The sequence below is a fragment of the Aeromonas sp. CD genome, assembly GCF_033349375.1.
Classification (GTDB): domain Bacteria; phylum Pseudomonadota; class Gammaproteobacteria; order Enterobacterales; family Aeromonadaceae; genus Aeromonas; species Aeromonas hydrophila.
In genome coordinates this window covers 2,994,679-3,020,765 of sequence record NZ_CP137631.1, presented here as the reverse complement: position 1 = coordinate 3,020,765, position 26,087 = coordinate 2,994,679, and the positions used below count along the sequence as shown (strand labels likewise).

Sequence of the window (26,087 nt, the reverse complement as noted above, 5' to 3'; positions counted from 1 at the left end):
GCTGGGTGCCCGGCCGTGCCTGCCCCTGTTAGCGGGTGATGGTGGTGACGCTGGCGGGATCCACCCCGGCCGGCAGTGCCAGTGCCCCCGGCGTGGTGTTGCTCACCACTATCTCCTTGCTCACCGTGAAGCTGACCGGCGTGCTGGCAAAGACATCCGACGAGGGGCTGATGTAGGCGCTGTAGCGACCCGGCTCCACGATCCACTGGTTGCTGGCCTCATCGAAGCTGGCGAGGATGCTGGCCGGAATGGTGAAGCTCAGCTGTTCGCTGGCCCCCGGTGCCAGTTGCGCCGTCTTGGCAAAGGCCTTGAGCTCGATGAGCGGTTTCTTCAGCTTGACCTCGGGGGCGCTCACATAGACCTGGGCCGCCTCCTTGCCTGCCACGGCACCGGTGTTGGTGATGGTGGCGGTCAGCACCAGGCTGCCGGCGCTGCCACCCTCCAGGGTATTGCTGGCGATGGCGGGGCTGGTGTAGCTGAAGCTGGTGTAGGAGAGACCGAAGCCGAACGGGTAGGAGACCGCCTGCTCGAAGGTGCTGTAGTAGCGATAGCCCACGTAGATCCCCTCGTTGTAGTAGAGATCGTCCGGTTCGCCGTCCCCGTCGGTGTCCTCGCCCGGGAAGGTGCTGGCGGAGGGTACGCTGGCGTAGCTGTGCGGGAAGCTCTGGGCCAGCTTGCCGCTCGGGTTGACCGCGCCGGAGAGCACGTCGGCCACCGCGTGGCCGGTCTCCTGGCCAGCCATGTAGGCCAGCAGGATGCCATCCACCTTGTCGCTCCACTGGGCGGTGTCGATGACGCCGTTGACGTTGAGCACCACCACCACCTTCTTGCCCTGGGCGTGGAAGGCGCTGCTCACCGCGTCGATGAGGGCGCGCTCGTCATCACCGAGCAGATAGTCCCCCTTGCCGCTGCTGCGATCCGCCCCTTCCCCGGCCTGGCGGCCGATGCTGATGACGGCGGCTTGCTGGGTGGCGGCCGCACTGGCGATCAGGGTCGCCAGATCGCCGCTGATCGGCGCCTCGGCGCAGGTGTAGTAGCCCTTGGCGCCAAATTGCCCCTCGTGATAGACCTTGTTGTTCTCGTAAAAATCGCGGTAGTAGCTCTGCAACGCCTCGTTGACCGGGAAGCGTGCCGCCAGTCCCTGCGCGATGGTGGTGGTGCTGGCGGCGTTCACATCCCCGCTGCCGGTGCCACCCTTGTAGGTGTTGATCTGGTTGATGCCAAAACTGGCCAGGGTGCTGCTTGCCGCCAGCGGCAGGGCCGCGGCGTCGTTGCGCAGCAGCACCATGCTCTCGGCGCCGGCCTGACGGGCCAGTTTGGCGTGGGCGGTCAGATCCGGGCTGTTGCTGATGGCCAGCTGGCTGTAGGAGGGGCTCTTCATCACCTGGGTCAGAATGTGGATGGCGGCCTCGTTCACCTTGGCCTCGTCGAGATCGCCGTGCTCGATGGATTGCTGCAACTGCTCCTTGACGTTGCCCGGCTCGATCAAATCCTGCCCCGCCAGCACCTGCTTGTAGGCGTTGTTGGCCACGTCGCCAGCAAACCAGTCGGACATCACCAGGCCGTCGAACTTCCACTCGCCGCGCAGCAGGTCGGTCACCGCATCCCTGCGCTCGTTGACATAGGTGCCGTTGACCTTGTTGTAGGAGGTCATCACCGCCCAGGGTTGGGCCTCGTCCACCGCTATCTGGAAGCCGCGCAGGTAGATCTCGCGGAAGGTTCTCGGTTCGCCGATGTCGTTGATCTGGTTGCGGTTTGTCTCGGAGTTGTTGCCAAAGTAGTGCTTGATGGTGGTGCCTACCCCGTTGCTCTCCACCCCGTTGACCATGGCGGCGCCGATTTTGCCGGTGAGCAGAGGGTCTTCCGAGTAGTACTCGAAGTTGCGGCCATTGAGCGGGTTGCGCTGGATGTTCATGCCCGGAGCCAGCAGGATGTCGACCCCGTACTGGCGCACCTCGTCCCCCATGGCTTCGCCGACGGCCTTGACCAGCTTGACGTCCCAGCTGGAGGCGAGCAGCGAGCCGATGGGCCAGGCGGTGGCGTAGTAGCTGGCGCTGTCACCGTCGCGGTTGGCGTTGATCCGCACCCCGGCCGGCCCGTCGGCCAGTTTGAGGGCCGGAATGTCGATGCCGTCCGCGCTGCGCAGCACGCCGTTGATGTAACCCGCCACGCCGGGCACGTCCTGTTTGACGTTGATGGCGCCGTTGGCACTGCCGTAACCGGGGCCGGAGAGCAGGTCCAGCTTCTCGCCGAGGGTCAGCTTGGCCACCATGGCCTCGGCCTGGCCGCGGTAATAGGCATCGTCCTTGACCAGGGGATCCGAGTCATTTTGGTTGCAACCGACCAGCAGGCCGGCCAGCGCCAGGCTGACGCCCAGTGAAACCGCTTTCAATTTTGTGGTGATAGGCATGAAGACGTCCTCGTAACTGTCTGAATAAAAATAAAAAGGAGATATCGACACCGGGTGGAAGGCATCCACCCGGGCTGGGCCGCTCTGCTGGCGGCTGCCATTGGATATCGCAAGGAAGGCCGAACGGACCCGTGGGCTGGCGTTTGGCTGCAGGCAGGTTAACAAGCCGGGCGAGGGCCGCCTTGCCCCGGGGGAGCGAGAAATGTGCCGGCGGGAGCAAAGGGGCCGAGTTGTGAGCGAGGTCGCATCGAAAGGCGGTGCCAAACCAAGGGTGGAAGGTGGCAAGAGGGGAGAAGGGCAGGGTATATGCGGAAAAAACGGGTGGCCTGATGGCCACTGAGGATGACCGCGCGCAACACGCGAGGGGGCCGGCGGCCCCCTCGAAGGTCAGCTGATATGCCCGGGCAAGGGCCCGGGACGGCTCACTTGGGCTGTTTGAGGGCCCCGGCGAGTTCAATCTGCACCTTGACCCCCTCCTGCTTGAGCGCCGTGGCGACGGCGTTCAGATCGGTGCCCGGCTTGGCTTCCAGCAGGGCGATACCGCCGCTGCTCTGCTTGAAGCGCAGGCCGTGGCGGCTGGCCAGCGCGCTGGCCTGGTTGTCATCGGCTTCCACCAGCAGGGTGCCGCTGGCGGTGAGCTGTGGGCTGGCCACCCCTTGCAGCAGCACGTCGCCGCTGCGCAGGGTTTGCCGGGGCGCTTTGCCGTCCGCGCTGCGGGCGACCCGCTGCTTGCTGCCGTTGTCCGGGGTGAGGTAGGTCTGACCGTTCACCTCGATGGTGCGGTACTGCTTGCCGTCGATCACCACCGACTCATCGGCGGCGTGCACGCCGGCCGAAGCCAGGAGGCCGGCCAGGGCCAGGCCGAGTAAGCTGTGTTTCATCTTGTGACTCCTTGTGATCATGAGCGGGCGGCATCGTGGCCGATCACCCGCAGGGACCAGTTGAGCAGTTGACCCGGCTGGCTGTTGTTGCGCTCGGTCAGGGTGCTGCGGCGGTTGGTGTTGAGGTCAACCAGCGTCAGCTGGCGGCTGCTGTTGGAGACGTCGGTCACCTCCAGTCGCCACTCGCCCTGGGCCGCTTCGCCATAGAACTTGTGGGAGAGCATGCGCATGTCGCGCAGCCCCTTGGTGCGCACGTAACCCAGCTGCTGCCGGTCGAGGGATTGCCCTACCAGGCTGTTGTTGGGGTTGAGCAGCACGCTGCGAGTGCCGGACGGGGAGACCAGCTCGATCAGCAGGTCGGGCAGGCGCTGATGATCCAGGCTCACCGTGACCTGGACCGCTTCCACGGTCAAGGCTTGCGCCACCTGGGTGCTGGAGCGGGTGGCACTGCTGCCCACATCCGCGATGCTCCCTTCACTGCGCGGTACGGTGACCTTCTGAGCCGGCAACTGCACCAGCGGCGGCAGCGGGGTGTGGTTGGCGGCGGCGGTCAGGGCCTTGTTCACGTCGATGAGACCAAAGCCATAGGTGGGGCTGTACCAGAGGCCGGCGGCGTTGCGCTCCCACCCTTCCAGGCCGGTGACCTGGCGGGGTTGACCGTTGGCGGCGGTATAGCTGACCTGGACCGGCTGCTGGCCGGCATCGATGCGGGTGGCGTTGCGGGCCAGCAGATCGCGCAGATCCCGCACCGACAGATCCGGATAGGCGGACATCAGCAGCGCCATGGCGCCCGAGGTGTTGGGGGTGGCCGACGAGGTGCCGTTCATCACGCCGTTATAGTCGCAAGTGGCATCCAGCTGCGGGTTGTTGTGCAGCCGGTTGGTGCTGGGATCGTCGGTGCGGTTGTAGCCCATGTCGCAGCCGGGCAGATCCGTGGTCACCATGGCCGGCGCATCGGTACCGTACTCCCCGCCGGGGGCGCTCAGGAAGACGTTGCTGCCGACGCTGGAGTAGGAAGAACGCACTCCGTCGGCGTTGATGGCGCTCACCACCAGGTTCCAGAAGTTGCTGTTGGAGGGGTCTATGTTGCTGTTCTCGAACGGCAGCTTGGGCAGGACGCCGGTGCGGCTGAACATGTAGTCGCCCGCTGCGATGCGGTTGAAGCCGTTGCCTGCCGCCTTGATGTAGGCCGCGCCCTGCGCCTGCTGGGTCTGCTGCTCGAACAGGCGATCGAGCTGAACCTGATCCAGCCCGCTGGCGCTTTGCGGATCCACCAGGCTCATGCCGTAGCTCTGGTTGAAGACCCGGTTGTCGGCGGTGGCAGTGCTGCCGCCCAGCGCATAGATCCAGTCTTTCTGCAGCTGCTTGCTGCGCTCATCCAACAGGTTGAACCCCTGCAGCTGGACGCGGGGGGCCACCCCCAGAGTGCCGATGCTATTGTCAACCGCCCCGATCAGGCCAGAGACCGAGGTGCCGTGGGCACTGTCCGGATCGGTCGGGGTGGGGTCGCTGCTGCCGGTGACCACGTTCTTCGAACCGGGGCGTACATTGTCGGCCAAGTCCGGGTGGGCGATGGCCAGGCCGTCATCCACCACGGCCACGTTGATGCCCTGACCCTGCACGCCGGTGCGATGTGCCCACCAGAGGTTGAGGTCGTTGCCTGCCACGCCGCCGCGGGAGCTGAAGGCATTCTGGCCGCTGTTGAGCAGGTGCCACTGCTGATCCTGCAGCGGGTTGATGCCGGGCAGGCAGCGTGCTGCGCTGCTGCGGCCGGTATCGAGGCCGACTTCCTTGCCGGTCAATGGGGTGCAACTCTCACTCGCCTGAACTGAAGCGATGGGCAGGGCCGAGAGCAGGGCCGAGATTGCCAACGCTAACGATGTTTTTCTCATTAATAAACTCCATCTTATATCGCACCGTCCTGGGTGCGACTGGCATCTATACACGGGAAAAACAGAGTCAAAAAGCACTCGTTTTGATTCTGAGATAAGGCTCAAAAAAATCCCACAACAAATATTTTACAGACCATCTGGGGGTTCCTGTGAATCCTTTTATGTGGTGTATTGAGAACTTTTCTCAGCTGGCTGATGTTGATATTTATCTTTGTAGATCAACCTATTAGTAACTGTTCATTAACGTTTGGCGGGACAAGCCGGTGCGAAAGGGGACGGGCGGAGCGGCGCGAAATGGGAGGCGCCCCGTGCTGGCGGGGGCTGCCGAGATCGAAAACAGAGTGAGGGTCAGTGCAGGCAAGCCACACGGCGCCAATGGCGCCGTGTGGGATGAAGTCGCTGGTCGGCAGGGGAGGCTATTTGATCAGCGCCAGCAATATTGCGCGAAAGGCTGGATGGTGAGGCCGGTCGACAGGAGGGCTGATTTGATCAGCGCCAGCAATATTGCGCGAAAGGCTGGATGGTGAGGCCGGTCGACAGGAGGGCTGATTTGATCAGCACCAGCAATATGGCGCGAAACGTCGGATGACCGGATGGAGAGGCCATCCGGCAGGAGGGCTATTTGATCAACGCCAGAATGGATCGAAAGGCCGGATGGCGGCAATCGCCTAGTAGCTCGTAGAGGCACATCTCCACCGAGGTGAGTTCGGCCCCGTGCGCCGCCAGCTTGTGGATGGCGAGCTCCCGGTTGGCGGCGCTGCGCGACGACACCGCATCCACCACCAGCGACACCTGGCTGCCCGCGTCCAGCAGTCCCTGTACCGTCTGGTAGATGCAGATATGGGCCTCGATGCCGCACACCAGCCAGTGGCTGACGCCCTGGCGGGCGAGGGCGTTGGCCAGCGCCGATTCCCCCAGGGCGCCGAAGCTGTGCTTGGGCAGCACAAGATCGCCTGCCTGCATCAACTGCAGCTCGGGCACGGTAGCCCCGAGCTTGTCCGGGTTTTGCTCCAGCCAGACAACCGGCAGGCCCAGCAGTCTGGCCCCCGCCACCAGTCTGGCGGTGTTGGCGATCAGGGCGTCGCTCCCCTCGACCAGACGGGCCAGTTTGCCCTGAATATCGACGACCAGCAGGCCGGTGTTCGTGGTGGTCAGCATGGATATTCTCCCGGATCAGAGTGAGACAGTGGCGCCGAGTGGGCGGGCGAGGGATGCGCGCGACTGGTTCCACAGATAGATGAGGGTCAGCGCGATGACGGTACCGATCGGAAAGGCGAACAACTGCAGGGCGACGAAGCACCAGAAGACCACCTTGAAGGCCGTCACCTGTTCGGTGAGCCCGCGGTAGGCCACATAGTTGAAGGCGAGCACAAACAGGGCGATGGCGATTGCCAGGCCAAGGCTGAGACTCTGCGACGGCGCCATGTCAGCCGGGTGGAGCGGACTGACCGTGACGACGGCCCAGGCAACGAATGCAATCATGGCGAGGGAGAGCATGGTCGCAACGATAAAGATGGCCTTGGCGAGCAGATGTTGTTTGGGGGTCATGAATACTCCTTGAATATGGCGTGGTCTTGCTCCCTGCTGGTGAGTTTGCGAACCCTCCATGTCGTTCGCGACTGACAAGGTGACGTATAAAATATGAGTCACGGCACTGTGTCGATAAGGCATAAACCTACCGGCAGGGACGGAGCAGGTCAAAAATAAAGTAATTCAAATTGTAAATGTTGTGACAGTTAAACGATGGGCCGCCAGTTGAAATACTCAATATTGGCCTGTTAACAAGAGGCTGTTTATTAACCAAAGCGACGATTAAACGCCTCTTTGCTAACTTTTCGTTCCATCTGTGAATTGCATTTAGGGCAAAGAATCTGCTTCTTTCCACTGATGGTCCATTTATAATATGTCTTTTTTATAGACTGGCCACAGATACTGCAAGATGATGGCTTTCCAAAAATGGCAGCTATCACGACAAAAATAATTAAAGCAACTAACCACTCCATTTATTGGCTCCTCAATCAGCTTGAAAGCTGGTTTTGGCGTTCAAAAACTGCAGCGTGGTGCAGATCAATTTTTTCATTTATATAACAGTCGGTAGATTTAACCAGATCTCTGATAAATCGGATAACTTTTTCCAACTCATCGCGTTTTATAAGATGGGGGGCTAGTACGCCAGTGCTGATAGGCTTAGAACGATGCGCAGCTTCACCACGTTTTTTAATCCATTGATTGAGTGTTGAGCGCGCTTTATCTGGCTCGTAGTTCGACCAGCGCCACCCCTCTGTGACATCAAATCCAAGATAATCCATAAATATTTTTTTCGTTTTATCTGAGGTTGGATTATGAAATGACTTTAAATCTGTATGTAATTTTTTCAGGATAAAATCACCCAAGTAACTGCCCTGTACTATGGCTAATTTTTTATGCATTTCCTCAACCAGCCGATCTTCCACATAGGTTTCCCAAGCAGTGAGTGCCATTACCAGACCTGCGCGTTTTAAAACTTCACTGCTGGGTGGTGGGGGATTGGCATTGATACCGTCGAAATGGGCTAGCAGCTCTTCGGCATCTTTAATTGAATACTCAAATCCTTGAATCGCTTTTGACATATTCCTTGTCCCTATTTTTAACGTTATCGTCTGGTTAAGCTATTTAGGCCTGCTCAACATCGACATTTATAGTAATTAAATATGTACCACGGCCTCTACATTGTTCCCATCTGGATCAAGCAAAAATGCGGCGTAATAATCAGGGGAATAGTGAATGCGAGGTCCCGGTTGTCCGTTACAGCGAAAGCCCGCTTGCATACCTGCCAAGTGAAAAGCATCGACTTGTGCTGACGTCGTGGCGCTGAAGGCAAGATGGCAGGGGGTGTTTCGGTCGAATTTCTCGATCAAAAAGCTCACCTTGTTATAACCGATCAGACCAAAACCGGCAGCAGCGTCATCTGCCCACTTGAGTTCCATATGCAGTGGGCGGAGCACGGTTTGGTAGAAGTGCTTGCAGTCGGCAAAATGCATTGTCTTGATTTCAACGTGATCGATCACGGCAACTCCTTGGCTGGCTGAATAAAACTATCTCCTCTGTTAATTGCGAGCATAAGGGGCTGGTGTTCATATCGCCGCTACTGTGCCTGAATGACGCTGTCAGCGCGCGCCTTCTCCCACAGGGTGAGCCTGACACAGCGAACCTGGCACCCTGACGCAAAATGGTACCGAATGACCACAATAAGTCACTTGAGGCCCGCTTGGGGAGGGGGTCAGGCAATAACTGTGTGGTTTATCAAAGATTTCTTGTTCTGGGTACCCCGCAGCGCTGAGTGCCCGCTTTCACTGCCATCCGGTAAAGCTTGCCCGGTTTTGTTGCTTGGCGAAGAGAAACGGCTCTGTTATGGTGTGCTTAATTAGCCGTTTGGATGGCTAGATGGTTTTGGTGATTCAAGCACGACTCTGCCATCGCGCCAGCCGTTGAGATGTTTACAGGGAGTTTTTATGCAGCGTCGTTCCTTCTTTGCCCTTTCCGCCCTGGCCCTGCTGGCCGGTACTCTGCCATTGGCCGCGCTGGCCGCCGATCCGGCCAAACAGGAGATCGTCATCGGTACCACGGTGGGGGATTTTGCCGACATGGTGACCGACTCCATCAAGCCGCAGCTCGAAGCCAAGGGTTACCAGGTCAAACTGGTGGAGTTCACCGACTACGTGACCCCCAATATCGCGCTGGCCGACGGCTCGCTCGACGTGAACTGCTTCCAGCACAAGCCCTATCTGGAGAGCTTTGCCAAGGATCGGGGGCTGTCGCTTGCCCCCATCACCCAGGTGCCGACCGGCCCCATGGGCCTCTATGCCGGCAAGCTGGGAGAGCTGAAGGCGGTGAAGGAGGGGAGCACGGTGGCCATTCCGAACGACCCCACCAATCAGGCGCGGGCGCTGCTGATGCTGCAGGATCTGGGCTGGCTGACCCTGAAGGAGGGGATCAACCCGCTCAAGGCGAGCGAGTTCGACGTGGTGAAAAACCCGCACAACCTCAAGCTGGTGTTGCTGGAGGCGGCTCAACTGCCCCGCTCGCGCGAAGACGTGGACTTCTCGGTCATCAACGGCAACTTTGCCGCCTCAAGCGGCATTCCCTTCAGCTCCGGGCTGTTCCTTGAGCGCAGCTACAACTTCATCAACTGGGTGGTAGTAAAAAGTGCCGATGCGGACAAGCCCTTTGCCAAAGATGTGGCTGCGGCTTACAACTCGGCCGCCTTCAAGGCTTATGCCGCCAAGCGCTTCGTCGGTTACAAGTACCCCGAAGGGTGGCAAGGCGCGAGCGCCAGCAACTGAGTGGCCAGCGTCACAGGCTTTGAACAAAAACGGGCACCCGCGGGTGCCCGTTTTTTTGTGTCGTGCAGATGTCAGTAATGGCGCAGCCACCAGCGGGCGGCGAACAACGCGGTGAGGCTGCCGAGCAGGGCGCTCGCCAGCACATCCAGCGGCCAGTGCATGCCGATCAGCATGCGCGACAGGCCGACACCGATGGCCCACAGCGGCAGCAGCCAGGCGCCGGCAGGGGCGCGCGCCAGCCAGATCAGGCCGAAGAACTGGGCCAGGCTCATGGCGGCGATGCTGTGGCCGGAAGGGAAGGCGTAGTTGACCTCCGCCTGCCAGTGGTTGGCGAGCCACTCGGGCAGTGCCAGCAGCTGGCTGGCGGCATGGACCTGCTCGCTGCGCACCTCCACCTTGCCGGTGTAGAACTGCTGGATGGCGGGGATCAGCTGTTGGCTCTCCAGCCAGAGCAGGTAGGGGCGGGGCTCCTCGGTCAGATGCTTGATCAGGCTCTTGATGAGCCAGTCGCCGGCCAGCACGGCAAACAGGGCTCCGCCGAGGGCCAGCAGCGCCGGCAGGCTCAGCGTCAGCTTGTGTCGGGTCAGCAGCAGCAGGGCCAGGATGCTGACGCCGATGCCGGGCACATCCACCATGCGGGTGAGGGCGTAGGGCCACCAGAGCCAGTCCGAGTGCAGGGCCTGGCTCATGAACGGCTGCCAGGGCAGGCAGGCCAGCAGGAGCAGCGGCAGGATCAGGGCGGCACTGAAACACAGCACCTGGCGGCGCGGCAGGGAAGAGGCGTGAGTCGGCATAACGGGGCTCGGCAAGGTGCCCACTTATGGGCAGCAAAAAAAGAGGCGCCATTGTGCCAGCCCAGTGCGGTCGGTCAAGTCGCGCCCGGCTCGCTGTAACATGGGGTTACAAATGAGTGTGGTGATGGCCAACCCGCCGCGTGCAATCCGACTGGTGGCAAGGGGAGCTCCCGAGGGTGCTTGTGCAGGCCGCGCCACTCGGTTGAGCAGAGATGGGTCAGCAGCGCGCAGATTCCCGCCAGAAAGTCACGGTGGCGGCCGCTCATGGATGAATAAGCATCTGAAACTTCGGTCTGTTTGGGCTAGAATGGCGCGCTTGTGGCCGCTAGCGAAGTGAGAGAGCCCGATGAAGATCGTCGTTGATGAAAATATGCCCCACGCCCGTGAACTGTTTGCCGAATTTGGCGAGGTCATCCCGCTGCCCGGCAGGCAGATGCTGGCGGCGGATCTGCAAGAGGCCGACGTGCTGCTGGTGCGCTCTGTCACCCGGGTGGACGACGCACTGCTGGCCAGCTGCCCACGACTGAGCTTCGTCGGCACCGCCACCATCGGCACCGATCACGTGGACAAGGGGCTGCTGGCCGAGCGGGGTATACCCTTCTTCAGCGCCCCCGGCTGCAACAAATATTCGGTCGGCGACTATGTGCTCTCCGCCCTGCTGGTGTTGGCCGAGCGCCATGAGCTCAACTTGAGCGAGATGAGCCTAGCGGTCATCGGCGCCGGCAACACCGGCGAGTGTGTGGCAGGCAAGGCCGAGGCCCTCGGCATGCGGGTGCTGCGCTGCGATCCGCCCCGTGCCCGCGCCGCCGAGGCCAACGAGGCGGCGCAGTTTGTCGACTACCAGCAGGCCCTCGGCGCCGACATCGTCAGCTTCCACGTTCCCATCACCCACCTGGGACCGGACGCCACCTTCCACCTGCTGGATGCGGCGCAGATTGCCGCCCGGCCGGCCGGGCAGATCCTCATCAACGCCTCCCGTGGCGAGGTGTGGGACAACCGGGCCTTGCTGGCGCGCCAGCAGAGTCAGGCGCCGCTGCGGCTGGTGATGGACGTGTGGGAAGGAGAGCCGGAGCCGCTGCAGGCCCTGGTGCCCCACACTGAGCTCGCGACCCCGCACATCGCGGGTTACAGCCTGGAAGGCAAGGCCCGCGGCACCTGGATGCTCTATGAGGCTCTCTGCCGGCAGCTGGGGCGTACGCCGCGCCAGGATCTGCAGAGTTTGTTGCCGACCCCCGAGGTGCGGGAGGTGACACCGGGCCAGCCGACGGATCAGGCCTTGATCAAGCAGCTGGTCCACCTTATTTATGACGTGCGCCGCGATGACGCCCGTTTTCGCAACCGACTCGGTGTGGCGGGCAGCTTCGATGAGCAGCGCAAACACTATCCGGAGCGGCGCGAGCTCTCTTCCCTGCAGTTGAAGGGGCCGTTTGCCGGCGCTGTCCTGGCCCGGCTCGGGTTTGTCTGCCAGCCAGACTGAATACTTTACATACTTGAAGGGGCGGGAGCCTTGTCCCGCCCATACCCGGTCTGGCCCGACGCCAGACCCGCTATCAGGCAGGTCCGCCTGCCAGCGGTGATGCCAGCGCGCGTCACCGGCACCATCATAGGAGAGAACAGCAGTGAGTCAGCAATTCAACGTAGCGGTATTGGGCGCCAGCGGCGCCGTGGGCGAGGCGATGATCGAGATCCTGGAAGAGCGTGCCTTCCCGATCGCCACCCTCTATCCGCTGGCCTCCAGCCGCAGCGCCGGCGACACGGTGCGTTTTGCCGGCAAGAACGTCGAGATCCTGGATGTGGAGGAGTTTGACTGGAGCCAGGTGCAGATCGCCCTCTTCTCCGCCGGGGCCGAGGTCTCTGCCAAGTGGGCGCCGATTGCCGCCGAGCACGGCTGCATCGTCATCGACAACACCTCCTGCTTCCGTTACGACGAAGATATCCCGCTGGTCATTCCGGAAGTGAACCCGGATGCGCTGGCCGATTTTCGCAACCGCAACATCATCGCCAACCCCAACTGCTCCACCATCCAGATGCTGGTGGCGCTCAAACCGCTGCACGATGAAGTAGGTATCGCCCGCATCAACGTGGCGACCTATCAGTCCGTCTCCGGCTCCGGCAAGGAGGGGGTGAGCGAGCTGGCCGGCCAGACCGCCCATTTGCTCAACGGTCGTCCGGTGGAGCCGAGCCTCTACCCGCAGCAGATCGCCTTCAACCTGATCCCGCAGATCGACAGCTTCACCGACAACGGCTACACCCGGGAAGAGATGAAGATGGTGTGGGAGACCCAGAAGATCCTGGGGGATGTCAGCATCGCCGTGAACCCCACCTGCGTGCGGGTGCCGGTGTTCTACGGTCACGCCGAGGCGGTCCACGTCGAGCTGCATCAACCGCTCGACGCCGAACAGGTGAAGGAGCTGCTGCGCAATGCGCCGGGCGTCACCCTGTTTGACGATGAGAACGACTATCCGACCCCGGTGCGCGACGCAACCGGCAAGGACGAGGTGCTGGTGGGCCGGGTTCGCCAGGATATTTCTCACCCCTGCGGTATAAATATGTGGATCGTGGCCGATAACGTTCGTAAGGGCGCGGCGACCAACAGCGTGCAGATTGCTGAACTGCTGGTGCGCGATTACCTCTGATCGTCGGGTCCATTGGCCTGGCGGGGAGGGAAACCCGCCAGGCTGCCAGCCAGTGTACCCATGGGGTGGATGTGACCGGGGGCGCACTCTGCAGCCCCGAGAATTTTTCGTGATATCAACTGATTAAGTTTTTTCCTACACTCAGGGGCAAGTTGGGTGCTAAATGTGTCGGACTGCTGGCTTGCAACCTGAGCCTGATTTATATTGAACCGACTGTTTTGGGGTAACTATCCAGATTTTTCAATGTGATAGGGCCGTCATACGAAGGAACGAATATGGGACATTCCCGCATAACATTGGCAACGCTACTCGCATTGGGTCTGCTGGGCACGGCCCAGGCCGAAGACTCGGCGCGGGAGCCTTTTTTTGTTGAGCTCAAAGGCCCGGACGAGCCGGCTCCGCCCGCCGTCAATTCCCAGCCGCTGGCACAACCCGTCGCCGCTCCCCGCGCCACGTCTCAACCCAGCCGAGCCACGGCCCAGCCGATCGTGCGGCAGGTCGCGAGCAATGCCGGCAGTTATGGCCCCATTCGTCCCACCGATACCCTCTGGAGCCTGGCGAGCAAGTACCGCCCCTCCAGCAGTGTCAGCGTCTACCAGACCATGGTGGCGATCTACGAGAAGAACCCCCGCAGTTTCGCCGATGGCAACATCAACCACATTCTGGTGGGCTCGCGCATCCAGCTGCCCACCACCGCCGAGGCCAGCGTCATCACCGATGCCGAGGCCCGCGCCAAATTCCGCAGTGACAACGCCAGCTGGAAAGGGCTGAGCCCGAAATACCTGGCGAGCAAGCATACCCAGCCGGCCAAGCCGGTGACCACCAAAGCGGCCCCGACCAAGGCGGCCGAGCCGGCCAAACCCGAGGTAGCCAAGGTCGCGCCCGCCAAGGCGGCGCCCATTCCGGCCCCGGCACCCAAGGTGGAGACACCCCAGCCGGCCACCGAGGTGAAGGCGGTTGCCAAGGCTCCCGAGCCGGTAGCCAGCCAGGCGGCTGCCACCAGCGCCGCCACGGCCAGCGCACCGGCGCCGTTGCCGGCCGATGTCAATCAACCGGTCGGCAAGCCCTCCACCGAGATGGCGCTGGCACTGGAAGATGCCAATGCCCAGCTCGGCCAGGTCACCGAGATGAACCACAGGCTCAAGCTGCGGCTGCAATCCCTGACCGAAGAGGTGGAGACCCTCAAGGCCCAGTTGCAGGATCAGACCGCGCTGCAAAAAGAGATTGCCGAGCTCAAGGCCAAGCCGGTTCCGCCGGTGGCACCGGCCCCCGAGCCTAAGCAGAACTGGTTGATGGACCTGCTCTCCTCGCCGCTCAACCTGGCCATGATCATCCTGTTGCCGGTGCTGCTGGTGCTGGCGCTGGTGACCCTGTGGTTGCGGGCGCGGGCCCGTCGCGAGTTGGAAGAGCAGGAGAAGAGTCTGTCCGAATCCACCGCCATGGTGATGGATCAGGAGAGCAGCGAATTTGACGAGCTGATGACGGTCGGCATCACCGACGACGAGCCGGTACGACCGCGCCCGGACCTCAACACGCCGGATGGCTACATGGCGGTGGAAGAGCCTGCCGCGCCGGCCGATCTGGTGTTCAGCGACGACGGCGAGATGGACCTGGCCAGCTTCGATGCCGAGCCGGCCCCGCCCGCCAAGGCCGCCATCCGGGATCCGGATCTGGTGCCCGAGCTGGATCTGGCCCATGACGAGTCCATCACCCTCGACACCGAGCCGGATCTGGACCTTGCCAGCGAATTCAATCCCAAGCCCAAGGCTGGCAACGAGATCATGAGCGAAGAGGAGCTGCAGGCAGCCCTGTTCGCCGAGCTGGACGCAGACCTGGAAGCCGATCTGGCGCTGGATGGCAGCGATGACGGTCAGCCCGATGGCGACACCATGGTCAGCGACGAGGATCTCGCCTCCTTCGATTTGAGCGACTTCGAGAGCGCCTTTGCCGAGCCGGGTGCCGACAAGGCGGCCAGTGCCACGGCCGACGCCAGTGCCGATGAGCTGTTGGCGGAGCTGGGGCTGGAGCCCGAGCCGACCAAGGGGAAACAGGAGGCCGCTGCAGATCTGGAGTGGGATCCCAACGAGCTGGCCCTGGCCGATTTCGAGGATGCCTTCGCCGAGGTGGAGTCCCATCCGGGCGAAGTGAAGCCACGGGAGCAGGCCCAGGAGAGCGGCTATGTCGAGATCGACAAGCTGCTGGCCGAGGCCGACGCCACCACCACCGAGCAGGAACCCTATCAGGGATTCTCGCTGGATGTGGGGCTGGATGGCTTCCCCGAGGTGCTGCCGGAGTCTACCGGGTTTGACGTGGATGCCGACGATGGCGGTGTGGGTGCCAAGCTGGATCTGGCTCGTGCCTACCTCGAGATCGACGACAAGGATAGTGCCCGCGAACTGCTGCAAGAAGCGGCGGAGCAGGGCACCGAGCATCAACGGGCCGAGGCCGAGAAGCTGCTCAAGCGCCTTGGCTAGAGAGCCAGCGCATAGTGGTGAAAGCAGGGGCAGCCGATGGGCTGCCCCTTGTTTTTGGCATCGGTGTTTTGGCGCCTGGTTCGGCCTGGACGCGGCTATTTGGGATTTTTGAGGCGAGGCGCGTATAATCCGCCCCGTTTCGTTCACCGCCCCTTTTCATCAGAAGACAAGTTTATCCATGCGAATTGCCCTAGGTATTGAATACGACGGCAGCCGGTATTTCGGCTGGCAGCGTCAGCGCGAAGTGATCAGTGTACAGGAGGAGCTGGAAAAGGCCCTCAGCCGGATCGCCAATCACCCCGTCGCCATCCAGTGCGCAGGGCGCACCGATGCCGGTGTCCACGCTACCGGCCAGGTGATCCACTTCGATACCGATGCGAATCGCGCCGAAGGGGCCTGGACCCTGGGTCTCAACTCCAACCTGCCGCCGGACATCGCCGTGCGCTGGGTCAAGCAGGTGGAGGAGGGGTTTCATGCCCGCTTCAGCGCCACCGCCCGTCGCTACCGCTACGTCATCTACAACCACAACTACCGGCCAGCCATCCTCGGCAGTGGCGTCAGTCACTACCACGAAACCATCGATGCCGATCTGATGCACCAGGCGGGCCAGAGCCTGCTCGGGGAGCACGACTTCAGCACCTTCCGGGCCGTCGCCTGCCAGTCCAACACCCCCTGGCGCAATGTGACGCACCTGTGTGTCAGCCGCTCCGGCCCCTACATCGTGCTCGACATCAAGGCCAACGCCTTCCTGCACCACATGGTGCGCAACATCACCGGCTCCCTGCTGCTGGTGGGGCAGGGGCTCCAGCCGGTGGAGTGGATTGCCGAGGTGCTGGCGGCAAAGGATCGCAACCTGGCAGGCCCGACTGCCAAGGCGGGGGGACTCTATCTGGTGGACGTGGATTACCCGGCGGAGCTGGGGTTGCCGCGGATGCCGCTCGGCCCGTTGTGGCTGCCGGACTCGGCACCGGGTACGACCAGTTTTTAGTAACTGGCCCCGAAAATTTGTGGTTTAATGATCCGTCATTTATTGCCATCGAGCTATTAAGTCATTGAACAATCTAGGCTCGATGCGTTTTGTCAGGCACAAAAGCATTAAGGAATTCCATGAGCTGGCTTGAGAAGATCCTTCCCAAGAGCAAGATCACTACACCTCGTCGTCACAACATTCCGGAAGGGGTGTGGACCAAGTGCAGTGCTTGTGAACAGGTGCTCTACCGGGCAGAGTTGGAGCGCAATCTCGAAGTGTGCCCCAAGTGTGATCATCATATGCGCATCAGCGCCCGTGCCCGTCTCGAGAGCTTTCTCGACGAGCAGGGCCGCACCGAGATCGGTGCCGAGCTGGAGCCGCAGGATGTCTTGAAATTCAAGGATTCCAAGCGCTACAAGGATCGTTTGTCTGCCGCCCAGAAAGAGACGGGAGAAAAAGATGCGCTGGTGGTGATGAAAGGGACCCTCAAGGGGGTGCCGGTCGTCGCCTGTTCATTCGAGTTCTCCTTCATCGGTGGCTCCATGTCCTCCGTGGTGGGTGCCCGCTTCGTGCGCGCCGTCGAGGAGAGCATCAAGGAAGGTCGCGGTCTGGTCTGTTTCTCCACCTCGGGTGGTGCCCGCATGCAGGAGGCGCTGTTCTCCCTGATGCAGATGGCCAAGACCAGTGCGGCGCTGGACCGTCTGTCCAAAGCCGGCCTGCCCTATATCTCCGTGCTGACCGACCCCACCATGGGTGGCGTCTCCGCCAGTCTGGCCATGCTGGGTGACATCAACGTGGGCGAGCCCAAGGCACTGATCGGGTTTGCCGGTCCGCGCGTCATCGAGCAGACCGTGCGCGAGAAGCTGCCGGAAGGCTTCCAGCGCTCCGAGTTCCTGCTGGAGAAGGGCGCCATCGACCTCATCATCGATCGCCGCGAGATGCGCAACCGTCTGGCCAGCCTGCTCGCCAAAATGCTGAATACTCACGTCATCGAAGAGTGAAGATGAGTTCCAACATGCAACAATCCCAAAGCCGGTCGCTGGTCGACTGGCTTTCTTATTTGGAGCAGATCCACCCGGTCAACATCGACATGGGGCTGGATCGGGTCGGCGCCGTGGCCCGCCGCATGGGTCTTACCCAACTGCCGTTCAAGGTGATCACGGTGGCTGGCACCAATGGCAAGGGCTCCAGCTGTGCCATGGCGGCCAGCATACTGATGGAAGCCGGCTACCAGGTCGGCGTCTACTCCTCTCCCCATCTGCTGCGCTTCACCGAGCGGGTGCGGATCAACGGGGCCGAACTGGCCGACAGCGATCACTGCACCGCCTTTGCCGAGGTGGAAGCGGCCCGCGGCGAGATTGCGCTCACCTTCTTCGAGTTCGCCACCCTGGCGGGCTTGTGGCTGTTCCGGCGCGCCGCGCCGGATGTGTTGCTGCTGGAAGTGGGGCTGGGCGGTCGGCTCGATGCCACCAATGTGGTGGAGTCCGATGTCGCCATGATCACCTCCATTGCGCTCGATCACTGCGACTGGCTCGGGGATACCCGCGAGGCGGTGGCGGTGGAGAAGGCGGGGGTGTATCGCGCCGGCAAACCCGCCATCAGCGGTGAGCCCAATCCGCCCGTCACCATCGCCAGCGAGGCTGCCCGTCTCGGTGCCTGCCTGCGTCAGGTCGGCATTGATTTTCGTGGTGATGAGCACGCCAGCGGCTGGGATTATCACGGCCTTCATCAGTGGCGAGACCTGCCCAAACCGGCCCTGCCGCTGATGAACGCGGTCACCGTGCTGGCGGCGCTGGAGTCCCTCGGCCTGCCGCTGCCGGAAGAGGCTATTCGACAAGGACTGACCAATGCCCGGCTGGCCGGCCGGATGCAGCAACTGCAAAGCGCGCCGCTGGTCATCGTCGATGTGGCCCACAACCCCCATTCGGCAGCCTACCTGGCAGCCCAGCTGCGCAAGATGCCCTGCACCGGCGTGCGCCGCGCCGTGGTCGGCATGCTCAAGGACAAGGACATGGCGGGGTCGCTCGCCGAGCTCGATGGCCTTATCGGTGAGTGGTATCTGGCCGGCCTGACCGGCCCGCGGGCGGCGAGCGCGGCCCAGCTGGCGGCCGCCCTTGGCAGCGAGCGGGGGCCGGCGACCACCTTTGACAGCGTGGGGCAGGCCTATGCTGCTGCGTTGGCCGCATCGAGTCCTGATGATATGGTCATTGTGTTTGGTTCGTTTTACACTGTTGCCGACATTCTGGCGGGTGTCGCCGTCTAGGCCACACCCCGGCTCCCCGGCCCTCTGGCGGGGAGCCGAATCGCATATTGAGTTACGTAAAGGTAGGATTCAACTTGGCCTCTAAGTTTCAAAACCGTCTGGTGGGCACCGTCATCCTGGTGGCCCTAGTTGTCATTTTTCTGCCGGATTTGATGGACGGCCACAAGCTGGAGCAGAAGGAAGAGGCGTTTGCCAAGATCCCGCTGCGCCCGGAGCTGGAGCCCGCCAAGCCCGCCTTGCAGGTATCGGCCGCCAGCACCCTGCCGGCGGAACACCTGGCCAGCCAGCAGCAGGCCTCTGCCGCCGAGCAGTGGCAGGTGGAAGAGGTGCCCGAGCCGGTAACCCTGGGGGCCAAGCAGGGCCAGCCGCCGGTGCAGCAACCGGCCGCCAAGCCGGTGACCCAGCCCGTCACTCCGCCTGTGGTCAAGCCCCAGCCCAAGCCCGAAGTGATTGCCAAGAAACCGGTGGAGCAGCCCAAGCCCAAGGTGGTGCCGCCCAAGCCGGTCGAGGTGCAAAAACCGGTTGAGAACAAGCCGCAGGCGGGCCAGATCAAGTCGATGGACGATCTCATTGCCAGCAAGATGGGACAACCGACCACAACGACAGCCCCGGCGCCTGCCGCTACTGCGCCGGCTCAGGGCAGCTGGATCCTGCAGCTCGGCGCCTTCAAGAACGTCGACAGTGTCAATGCGCTGGTGGGCAAGCTGCGGGCTGCGGGCTACTCGGCGCACACCTCGCCGCGCACGCCGGTCCAGGGTCAGCTCAACCGGGTCTTCATCGGGCCGGATGTCTCCAAGGCCAAGCTGCAGGGCATGCAGAGCCGCATCGGCCAGATGACCGGCTTGAGTGGTTCCGTGGTGGCTTACAACCCCTAACAGGGTCGACAAGGTAAAAAAATACCGCGCGGCATCTTGGATGGGCGCGGTATTTTTTTAGATGCATTTCACCGGTTTAGGCAGGCCGCCAATCTTGGTGGCCTGCTTGGCGGGGCCTTCCGGGAACAGCTTGTAGAGGTAGCGGCTGTTGCCCTTCTCGGGGCCGTACTGCTTCTCCATCGCCTTGACCAGGGCGCGGATGGCGGGGGAGGTGTTGAACTCCAGATAGAAGGCGCGCACGAAGCGCACCACTTCCCAGTGCGGCTCCTCCAGCACGATACCTTCCTGCTCGGCCAGTACCAGTGCCAGCGCCTCGCTCCAGTCGCTGCTGTTGAGCAGATAACCCTTGGCATCGGTTTCGATGAGTTGGCCGTTGAATTCCAGCTGGTGGTGCTCGGACATGGTGGGCTCCTTGTGGCCTGTCAGGATTGGGCGGGCATGGTAGCGCCTTGTTCCCGGGTGAGCAACCGGCTCTCGTTGGCCAGGGTGAGCAACTCATCCGCCAGCTGGCTGATGAGGTTGAGCTGCTGGGTCAGCATCAGCTGCTCCTCGCTGCTGTCGGGGGTGATGACCGGGCACTGCCCCTCGATCTGCTCCGGCATCTCTCCCGCCAGGTGACCGGCAGCCCGCTCCAGGGTGTGGCTCAGGTGACGGCTGATCTCGTCCAGCTCGCCGATGGCCTCCAGCTTGTCGCGATGGGCTCCCAGCGCCGAGATATAGGAGAGCAGGGCGTGGTTGCGCCAGGTGAGGGTGAAGCAGAGGTCGAGAAAACGACGGCGCTTCTGCGGCTCCACCAGCATGCTCTGCCAGGCCATGGCCAGCTCGCTGTCTGCCAGATGGGCGCTTTTGCGCGCTACCCGGTAGTCGATGGACTCATCCCGCTGCTGCTGCAGGCTGGCGAGCACCGCCGAGAGGTAGCGGGCGTTGGCCGAGAGCGAATTGGCGATCAGGGTGGGCAGCCGCTTGTACTGCCAGTCCGGCCACAGCCAGGCCACCAGAGCGTAGGAGAGCAGGCAGCCGAGGAAGGTATCGAGCATGCGCGGCCCCAGGATGGCGAAGCCGATGCCGTCCAGCAGGTTGAACGCCATCAACACGTAGAGGGTGATGAAGCAGACCGCGGCGCTGTAGTTGCTGCGCACCTGGGTGAAGAAGAGGAAGGCGGCCAGCCCCATCACCACCAGCTGTACGTGCAATTCGGGGAACAGCCAGAGCACCGGGATCCCCACCAGCAGGCCGGCGAAGGTGCCGAGCATGCGCTGCACCAGCCGGCGGCGGGTGGCGCTGTAGCTCGGCTGACAGACGAACAGCACGGTCAGCAGGATCCAGTAGCCCTTGTCCAAGTGGAACGCCTGCAGGATGCCATAGCCCACCACCAGCCCGAGCGACAGGCGCAGGGCATGGCGAAACACCATGGAGTTGGGGGTTAGGTGCTGTTTGAGCTGGGTCAGCAGCGGCAGGCGGGCGGGGCGAGCCAGGGGCGGCAGGCTCTGCGGCGCCAGCTCGGGATTTTGCAGCTCCTCGGCGCTTTGCAGCAGCTGGTTGATGCTGGCCAGATTGCGGCGCAGAAACTTCATCGGTGTCAGCAGGGTTTTCGGGTAGTGCTGCTTGAGGTGGGTGAACTCCAGCTGATCGCCGAGGGCCTCCAGCGTCCAGTGGATGCGCTTGTTGTGGGCATAGGGCTTGTGCACCAGGATGGCGTAGCCGAGCCGTTGGCACGCCTCGGAGAGCTGCAGGAACACCTCCTGAAAGCCGTCAAGCACGATGCCCTGCTTGAGCTCGGCCTCCAGCTTGCTGTAGGGATAGTGGCTGGAGGTGGCCCGCTCGTGGATCTCCAGCGCTAGCAGGTAGAGGCGCAGCAGGCTGGCCAGCTCGGGGGAGGCCCGGTGACGGGTGCTGAGGCGGGCGTTGAGCGCCGACTTGGTGAGCGTCAGGGCGTTGACCAGGTTGATGTTGAGCTGGGCCAGGTTGTGACGAATGGCCTGGGCGCCGTGCTCGTCGGCCGGAAAGAAGCGGGATTTTTCCAGCAGATAGCGGGAGAGGGCAAAGTAGCTCTGGGCCAGCTGTTCGTGCAGGGTCTTGTAGGGCAGCAGCCAGAGCCAGACCAGCGACACCAGGCCATACCAGAGTGCCCCGGCGCCGAGCGCCAGCGGCTGATAGAAGAGATCCGGCGCCTTGGCGGCCCCCAGCATGGTGTAGATGGCGATGAGCAGGGAGCCGAAGCTGATGGTGGCGTAGCGCTGACCGAGCGCCCCCACCATCACGAAGATAAAGGTGGAACCCGCCAGCCCCAGGGCGAACAGCCAGGGCGTGGGGAAGAGGTACTGCACGCACAGGGAGGCGAACAGGAAGCAGAGCAGGGTCATGGCGAGGTTCTTGACCCGGCCCCACAGACTGTCGTCGGTCTCGGCGATGGCGCCAGCCACCACCCCGAGGGAGAGCAGCACGGTGAGCTGGATGTCGCCGGTCGCCAGGGTGAAGGCAAGCAGCCCCATGATGGCCAGCAGTACCTTGAGGGCGAAATAGATATGACTGTCAGTCAGCAAACGGCGCAACAGGCCAGAGAAATCCGTGGGCATGGGAGAGCGTAACCCTTGAGCGAAACGAAAACCAGAGCATAACCGGTCAACAACGAAACGGCCCTGATTTGGATCAGGGCCACTTCGCTTCATATCCTTGATTTACAACTTATCCTGACAGAAACAGGTGCCAATAAAAACCCCGCCGAAGCGGGGTGTTTGATTAGTTGCGGTTGCCGCCAAGCAGACTCAGCAGGCTCAGGAAGATGTTGTAGATGGAGACGTACAGGGTGACGGTAGCGGAGATGTAGTTGGTCTCGCCGCCGCGTACGATCTGCTGGGTGGTCAGCAGGATGGCACCGGAGGAGAACAGCATGAACATGGCGGACAGGGCCAGGCTCAGGGCGCTCATCTGCAGGAAGATGTTGGCGATCATGGCCACCAGCAGTACCCAGAAGCCGACGAACAGCATGCCGCCGATGAAGGAGAGGTCACGCTTGGTAGTCAGGGCATAAGCCGACAGACCGAAGAAGGTGAGCGCGGTGCCGCCGAGCGCGGTCATCACGATCTCGCCGCCGCCATTGTTCATGTATATGTTGATGATGGGGCCGAGGCTATAGCCCAGCAGACCGGTCAGGGCGAAGGTGAACACCAGCCCCATGCCGTTTTCGCGATTCTTCTCGGTCAGGAACATCAGACCGTAGACGCCGATGAGGAAGATGGCCCAGTGCAGGGGCGGCATGTTCATCACGGTGGCTACCCCGGCCACCACGGCAGAGAAGCCAAGAGTGAGGGAGAGCAGCATATAGGTGTTGCGCAGTACCTTGTTGGTATCGCGCGCGGCACTCTGGGTGCCGGTATAGATAGAACGGGTATCCATCTTGGGTGTCCTCTTGATTTCCGGGGTGAGGCGGCAATCCGCCTCGTTAACGCATTGTATGCACTGAATGTCGGGATGACGAGCGCTGATTTCAAGCCCCACCCCAGCCTGTTGTCCCCTACTATCCCAAATCAAATATGTATTGCATATGAACAAGGGGCTGACGTAGTATGCACGCCGTTCGGAGGGGTGGCAGAGCGGCTGAATGCACCGGTCTTGAAAACCGGCGATGGGCGACCATCCGTGGGTTCAAATCCCACCTCCTCCGCCATCTTCAGAAAAGCCCCCAGCAACCTGGTTGCCGGGGGCTTTTTGCTATCCGGCCGCTCAACATTTAGCCGAAATCTTGTCGGGATAAGTTACTTCTATGGAATTTAGCCGTGAAGAGCTGCCGAGTGTCGATTGTCTGATAAGGTCGTGGACGGTTGACAGCTCAGCGTTAAGGCTTGCGCCTGATGCAACATGCGGCTAATCAAATCTACCATGATGTCTTGGTTGAGCTTGTCGAGCCACTCGCGAGCCCAGAGCAGGGTATTACGTTCATCTGTGTTGCTGAGCTGGAGTATCGGCCAATCAGCCATGTTGGCGAGCGATGTGGCCTGAATATCGCCCAGTGGAATGAACAGAGTCACCAGCCGATCCTGTTGTCTGATATGAAGAGTGAAGGAGCCCGCCGGGATGTCCAGTCCATTTGCATGTCGGTAGTGCGGAGGCAGGTACAGATGGCGGCAGAGGGCGGATAGCATGGCATCGAATGTCATGGGAATTCCTGGCTGGTGGTGTCAAAAACGAACGTTGCTTGTGGCCGTCGATTAGTCATCAATGTTCTGTCTGGAGTGTCGGCTGGCGAGCGTCTATCCGCTGCGAGCAGCTGCCACTCGTCAGCAGACAGTTGACTGGGTTGAGAGGTATGCAGTTGTTGGGGCAATCGGGAATTGAGTTTCATACCCATCTCTTCGTGTGATTGATGATGTTGGTGCACAGGGTCGCAAGAACAGGGGTCAGCTGGATATAAATTGAAGTCGGGTATTTTTAGATGAAGCGGTACGCAGATAACCCGATGGCGGTTACCATTGCGGCCCTTCATTTTGGCGCCACTGCTCCAGCCAGCGCAGCACCTCGGCGGTCGCTTCGATCTGATCGGCAGGGATGTAGTTGTTGATCAGCGCATCTCGATAGAGGGCACGGGCCAATGGGATACGCTGCAGTACTGGAATACCTTCCTCTTCTGCTATCTTGCGAACCTGCAGAGCCTGGACATCGGTGAATTTGAGAGTCACCACAGGCAGGGGGGTCTCACCTCGCTCGTAGCGGATGCCGATGGCAATATGGGTCGGGTTGGCGACGATGACCGAGGAACGCTTCACGTCGGCACGCATGTTGCTCGACTGCAGCTCCTGATGGAATTGACGGCGCTTGCTCTTGATCTCTGGACTCCCTTCCATTTCTTTGTATTCCCGTTTTACCTCGTCCTTGCTCATCTTGAGTTGCTTGGTGTGCTGATAGTGTTCGAAAGCGTAGTCGGCGATGGCGATCACCACGAAGCCCATGGCGCAGACTGCCATCAGCTGGCTCAGCATGCCTCCCAGCACAGGCGGAATACAGCTCATGCCGCACCCTGGCAGTTGTAACAGCGCCTGCAAGTTGCCCTCGATGGTGATCCAGACCAGCAGGCTGAGTAGGGTGACTTTAAGCAGGGATTTGACGAACTCCATCAGGCTTTTGATGGAGAAAATCTTCTTGGCCCCTTCCACCGGGTTAATTTTCTTGATGTCCGGTCTGATGGATTCGCCGCTCAGCAGAAAGCCGTACTGGGCAAAGTGGGAGATGAGTACCACCAGTACCGAGACTCCGAGCAGCGGGATGCAGAGATAAGCCATCTCCTGCATCAGGTTTTCCAGCACATGGTTGAGGGCCTGGGTAAAGGGGAGGTTGAGGTGGGATTCCGGGATCAGCATCAATTTGCCCAGGTGTTCCAGATAGTAATCGGACATCGCCATCAACATGCCGATAAGACTCAGAATGATGGCGGTGGAAACCACCTCCTTGCTTTTGACCACCTGCCCCTTCTTGCGTGCGTCTCGCAATTTTTTAGGGGTGGGCAGCTCGGTTTTCTCTCCGCTCATCGAGCCTCCAGAATGGGGATCAGCAGTCGCAGCGGATCCATGACCGCCAGCACCTGCCTATAGGCGTGGTCCATCATCAACTTGATGTAGATAACCAGCAGCAGACTGGCAACGGCGCTCTTGATCGGCATTGCCAGTACGAAGACGTTGAGGGAGGGGGCAAAGCGGCTGATGAGTGCCAGCCCGAATTCAGCCAGAAACATGGCGATAAGCAGCGGTGCGGCCAGCAGAGCGCAAAGCAGCAGCATCTGGCTGAACTGGCTGTAGAAGAAGCTCACCCAGCGATCGCCGATGGTGGGGAAGAAGTGTGCGACAGGCCAGCTGGCATAGCTCTGAAACAGAGCAGAAAGGAGGGCGAGAAAGGCACCGCTGGCAAAGAAGAGGGTGATAAGAGTCTGGGTCAGCAATAGTCCGGTCGGGCTGGTTTGGCTGGCAAGACTCGGGTTGAAAATGGAGGCCATGGCGGCGCCACGCTGGTTGTCGATGAGAAAGCCGCTTGCCTCGATAGCCCAGAAGGGGATGGCGGCCACAAAGCCGATCAGCAGGCCAAGCAGTACTTCTTTTGCTACCAGCAGGGCAAGATCCAGTGCTGTGATGGTGGGTGGCAACGTGTCGGCCACCATGGGGTAGGCAAAGAGGGCCAGCGAACAGATTACGCCATTGCGGATCATCGCCCCCCCCAGCATCTGTTTGCTCAGTACCGGCAACATGACGAAACAGCTGATAAAGCGCGGCAGCAACAGGGTGTAGGCCAGCATCTGGCCCTGCAGGCTATCCAGGTTCATTGGATCTGAGGCACCTTGAATAGCACCATGTCGGCAAAGCTGTAGAGTTCGTTGCCAAGCCAGGCGGTAGTGGCAAACAGGGTGATCACCACGGCAATCAGTTTGGCGACGAAGCCCAGTGTTTGTTCCTGGATCTGGGTCAAGGCTTGCAATAAAGAGACAAGCGTCCCCACCAGCGCTGCCACCAACACCGGCGGCATGGAGAGGATCAGCACCAGCCAGAGGGTCTGGCTGGTGAAGTGGAGGATATCGGCGTGACTCAT

Annotated in this window: 23 protein-coding genes and 1 tRNA gene; 9 read left to right on the top strand and 15 right to left on the bottom strand. The window is 61.4% G+C overall.

Translation table 11 applies throughout. The features are described from left to right. Positions 1-28: 28 nt before the first annotated feature. The 7 genes from R2E40_RS13975 to R2E40_RS13945 all read right to left on the bottom strand — a co-directional run bounded on the left by R2E40_RS13975 (position 29) and on the right by R2E40_RS13945 (position 8,230). Positions 29-2,410, bottom strand: a complete 2,382-nt coding sequence (locus tag R2E40_RS13975; RefSeq protein ID WP_318163653.1) for a beta-glucosidase — start codon at positions 2,408-2,410, stop codon at positions 29-31. Positions 2,411-2,832: 422 nt separating this feature from the next. Continuing rightward, a complete protein-coding gene (locus R2E40_RS13970; protein ID WP_011706502.1) occupies positions 2,833-3,291 on the bottom strand; it encodes a serine protease chaperone in 459 nt (152 codons plus the stop codon). Between the two features lie 17 nt (positions 3,292-3,308). Then, positions 3,309-5,183: a S8 family serine peptidase gene (locus R2E40_RS13965; protein WP_318163652.1), complete on the bottom strand. Its 1,875-nt coding sequence runs from the start codon at positions 5,181-5,183 to the stop codon at positions 3,309-3,311. A 618-nt stretch (positions 5,184-5,801) separates the two neighbouring features. Continuing rightward, positions 5,802-6,341 carry an isochorismatase family protein gene (locus tag R2E40_RS13960; RefSeq protein WP_318163651.1) on the bottom strand — a complete coding sequence of 180 codons (540 nt, stop codon included), beginning with the start codon at positions 6,339-6,341 and terminating at the stop codon, positions 5,802-5,804. 15 nt (positions 6,342-6,356) lie between these two features. Next, the gene (locus R2E40_RS13955) at positions 6,357-6,731 is read right to left on the bottom strand and encodes a hypothetical protein (protein WP_318163650.1); all 375 of its coding nucleotides are present in this window, start codon (positions 6,729-6,731) and stop codon (positions 6,357-6,359) included. Positions 6,732-7,201: 470 nt separating this feature from the next. Beyond that, complete coding sequence (locus R2E40_RS13950; RefSeq protein ID WP_318163649.1) at positions 7,202-7,792, bottom strand: HEPN domain-containing protein; 591 nt, start codon at positions 7,790-7,792, stop codon at positions 7,202-7,204. Positions 7,793-7,867: 75 nt separating this feature from the next. Then, positions 7,868-8,230 carry a VOC family protein gene (locus R2E40_RS13945; RefSeq protein ID WP_318163648.1) on the bottom strand — a complete coding sequence of 121 codons (363 nt, stop codon included), beginning with the start codon at positions 8,228-8,230 and terminating at the stop codon, positions 7,868-7,870. Positions 8,231-8,674: 444 nt separating this feature from the next. Here R2E40_RS13945 and R2E40_RS13940 point away from each other — a divergent pair, with 444 nt between their 5' ends. Then, positions 8,675-9,505 carry a MetQ/NlpA family ABC transporter substrate-binding protein gene (locus R2E40_RS13940; protein ID WP_016351145.1) on the top strand — a complete coding sequence of 277 codons (831 nt, stop codon included), beginning with the start codon at positions 8,675-8,677 and terminating at the stop codon, positions 9,503-9,505. 71 nt (positions 9,506-9,576) lie between these two features. Here R2E40_RS13940 and R2E40_RS13935 read toward each other — a convergent pair whose 3' ends face one another. Further along, complete coding sequence (locus R2E40_RS13935) at positions 9,577-10,299, bottom strand: phosphatase PAP2 family protein (protein WP_318163647.1); 723 nt, start codon at positions 10,297-10,299, stop codon at positions 9,577-9,579. A gap of 346 nt (positions 10,300-10,645) precedes the next feature. Between R2E40_RS13935 and R2E40_RS13930 the strand changes: the two genes are divergently transcribed. The 7 genes from R2E40_RS13930 to dedD all read left to right on the top strand — a co-directional run bounded on the left by R2E40_RS13930 (position 10,646) and on the right by dedD (position 19,517). Further along, positions 10,646-11,776: a 4-phosphoerythronate dehydrogenase gene (locus R2E40_RS13930; RefSeq protein WP_318163646.1), complete on the top strand. Its 1,131-nt coding sequence runs from the start codon at positions 10,646-10,648 to the stop codon at positions 11,774-11,776. Positions 11,777-11,918: 142 nt separating this feature from the next. Next, entirely contained in the window at positions 11,919-12,935 is a 1,017-nt protein-coding gene (locus R2E40_RS13925; RefSeq protein ID WP_318163645.1) for an aspartate-semialdehyde dehydrogenase, read from the top strand. A 275-nt stretch (positions 12,936-13,210) separates the two neighbouring features. Next, on the top strand, positions 13,211-15,409 hold the full coding sequence (locus R2E40_RS13920) for a FimV/HubP family polar landmark protein (protein ID WP_318163644.1): 2,199 nt from the start codon (positions 13,211-13,213) through the stop codon (positions 15,407-15,409). 178 nt (positions 15,410-15,587) lie between these two features. After that, positions 15,588-16,397 carry a tRNA pseudouridine(38-40) synthase TruA gene (gene truA, locus R2E40_RS13915; RefSeq protein WP_318163643.1) on the top strand — a complete coding sequence of 270 codons (810 nt, stop codon included), beginning with the start codon at positions 15,588-15,590 and terminating at the stop codon, positions 16,395-16,397. Between the two features lie 119 nt (positions 16,398-16,516). Continuing rightward, positions 16,517-17,380, top strand: coding sequence for an acetyl-CoA carboxylase, carboxyltransferase subunit beta (gene accD, locus R2E40_RS13910; RefSeq protein WP_011706493.1), 864 nt, complete (start codon positions 16,517-16,519; stop codon positions 17,378-17,380). Between the two features lie 2 nt (positions 17,381-17,382). Further along, on the top strand, positions 17,383-18,642 hold the full coding sequence (gene folC / locus R2E40_RS13905; RefSeq protein ID WP_318163642.1) for a bifunctional tetrahydrofolate synthase/dihydrofolate synthase: 1,260 nt from the start codon (positions 17,383-17,385) through the stop codon (positions 18,640-18,642). Between the two features lie 74 nt (positions 18,643-18,716). Continuing rightward, positions 18,717-19,517: a cell division protein DedD gene (dedD, locus tag R2E40_RS13900; RefSeq protein ID WP_253626380.1), complete on the top strand. Its 801-nt coding sequence runs from the start codon at positions 18,717-18,719 to the stop codon at positions 19,515-19,517. A gap of 57 nt (positions 19,518-19,574) precedes the next feature. Here dedD and R2E40_RS13895 read toward each other — a convergent pair whose 3' ends face one another. The 3 genes from R2E40_RS13895 to R2E40_RS13885 all read right to left on the bottom strand — a co-directional run bounded on the left by R2E40_RS13895 (position 19,575) and on the right by R2E40_RS13885 (position 22,913). Then, a complete protein-coding gene (locus tag R2E40_RS13895) occupies positions 19,575-19,919 on the bottom strand; it encodes a TusE/DsrC/DsvC family sulfur relay protein (RefSeq protein WP_041216564.1) in 345 nt (114 codons plus the stop codon). Positions 19,920-19,939: 20 nt separating this feature from the next. Further along, a complete protein-coding gene (yccS, locus tag R2E40_RS13890) occupies positions 19,940-22,093 on the bottom strand; it encodes a YccS family putative transporter (protein WP_318163641.1) in 2,154 nt (717 codons plus the stop codon). A gap of 163 nt (positions 22,094-22,256) precedes the next feature. Further along, positions 22,257-22,913, bottom strand: coding sequence for a Bax inhibitor-1/YccA family protein (locus R2E40_RS13885; protein WP_318163640.1), 657 nt, complete (start codon positions 22,911-22,913; stop codon positions 22,257-22,259). Positions 22,914-23,096: 183 nt separating this feature from the next. On the opposite strand from R2E40_RS13885, the gene R2E40_RS13880 reads away from it, so the two are divergent. Beyond that, positions 23,097-23,184 (top strand) — tRNA-Ser (locus R2E40_RS13880). Between the two features lie 103 nt (positions 23,185-23,287). Here R2E40_RS13880 and R2E40_RS13875 read toward each other — a convergent pair. From R2E40_RS13875 to ascS, 4 genes are all read right to left on the bottom strand, one after another. Next, the gene (locus tag R2E40_RS13875; RefSeq protein ID WP_318163639.1) at positions 23,288-23,674 is read right to left on the bottom strand and encodes a hypothetical protein; all 387 of its coding nucleotides are present in this window, start codon (positions 23,672-23,674) and stop codon (positions 23,288-23,290) included. 306 nt (positions 23,675-23,980) lie between these two features. Continuing rightward, a complete protein-coding gene (sctU, locus tag R2E40_RS13870; protein ID WP_318163638.1) occupies positions 23,981-25,039 on the bottom strand; it encodes a type III secretion system export apparatus subunit SctU in 1,059 nt (352 codons plus the stop codon). Beyond that, the gene (gene sctT / locus R2E40_RS13865; protein WP_042066755.1) at positions 25,036-25,824 is read right to left on the bottom strand and encodes a type III secretion system export apparatus subunit SctT; all 789 of its coding nucleotides are present in this window, start codon (positions 25,822-25,824) and stop codon (positions 25,036-25,038) included. The genes sctU and sctT overlap by 4 nt, the downstream gene beginning before the upstream one ends. Next, complete coding sequence (gene ascS / locus R2E40_RS13860) at positions 25,821-26,087, bottom strand: SctS family type III secretion system export apparatus subunit AscS (protein ID WP_017408012.1); 267 nt, start codon at positions 26,085-26,087, stop codon at positions 25,821-25,823. Before ascS ends, sctT begins: the two co-directional genes overlap by 4 nt.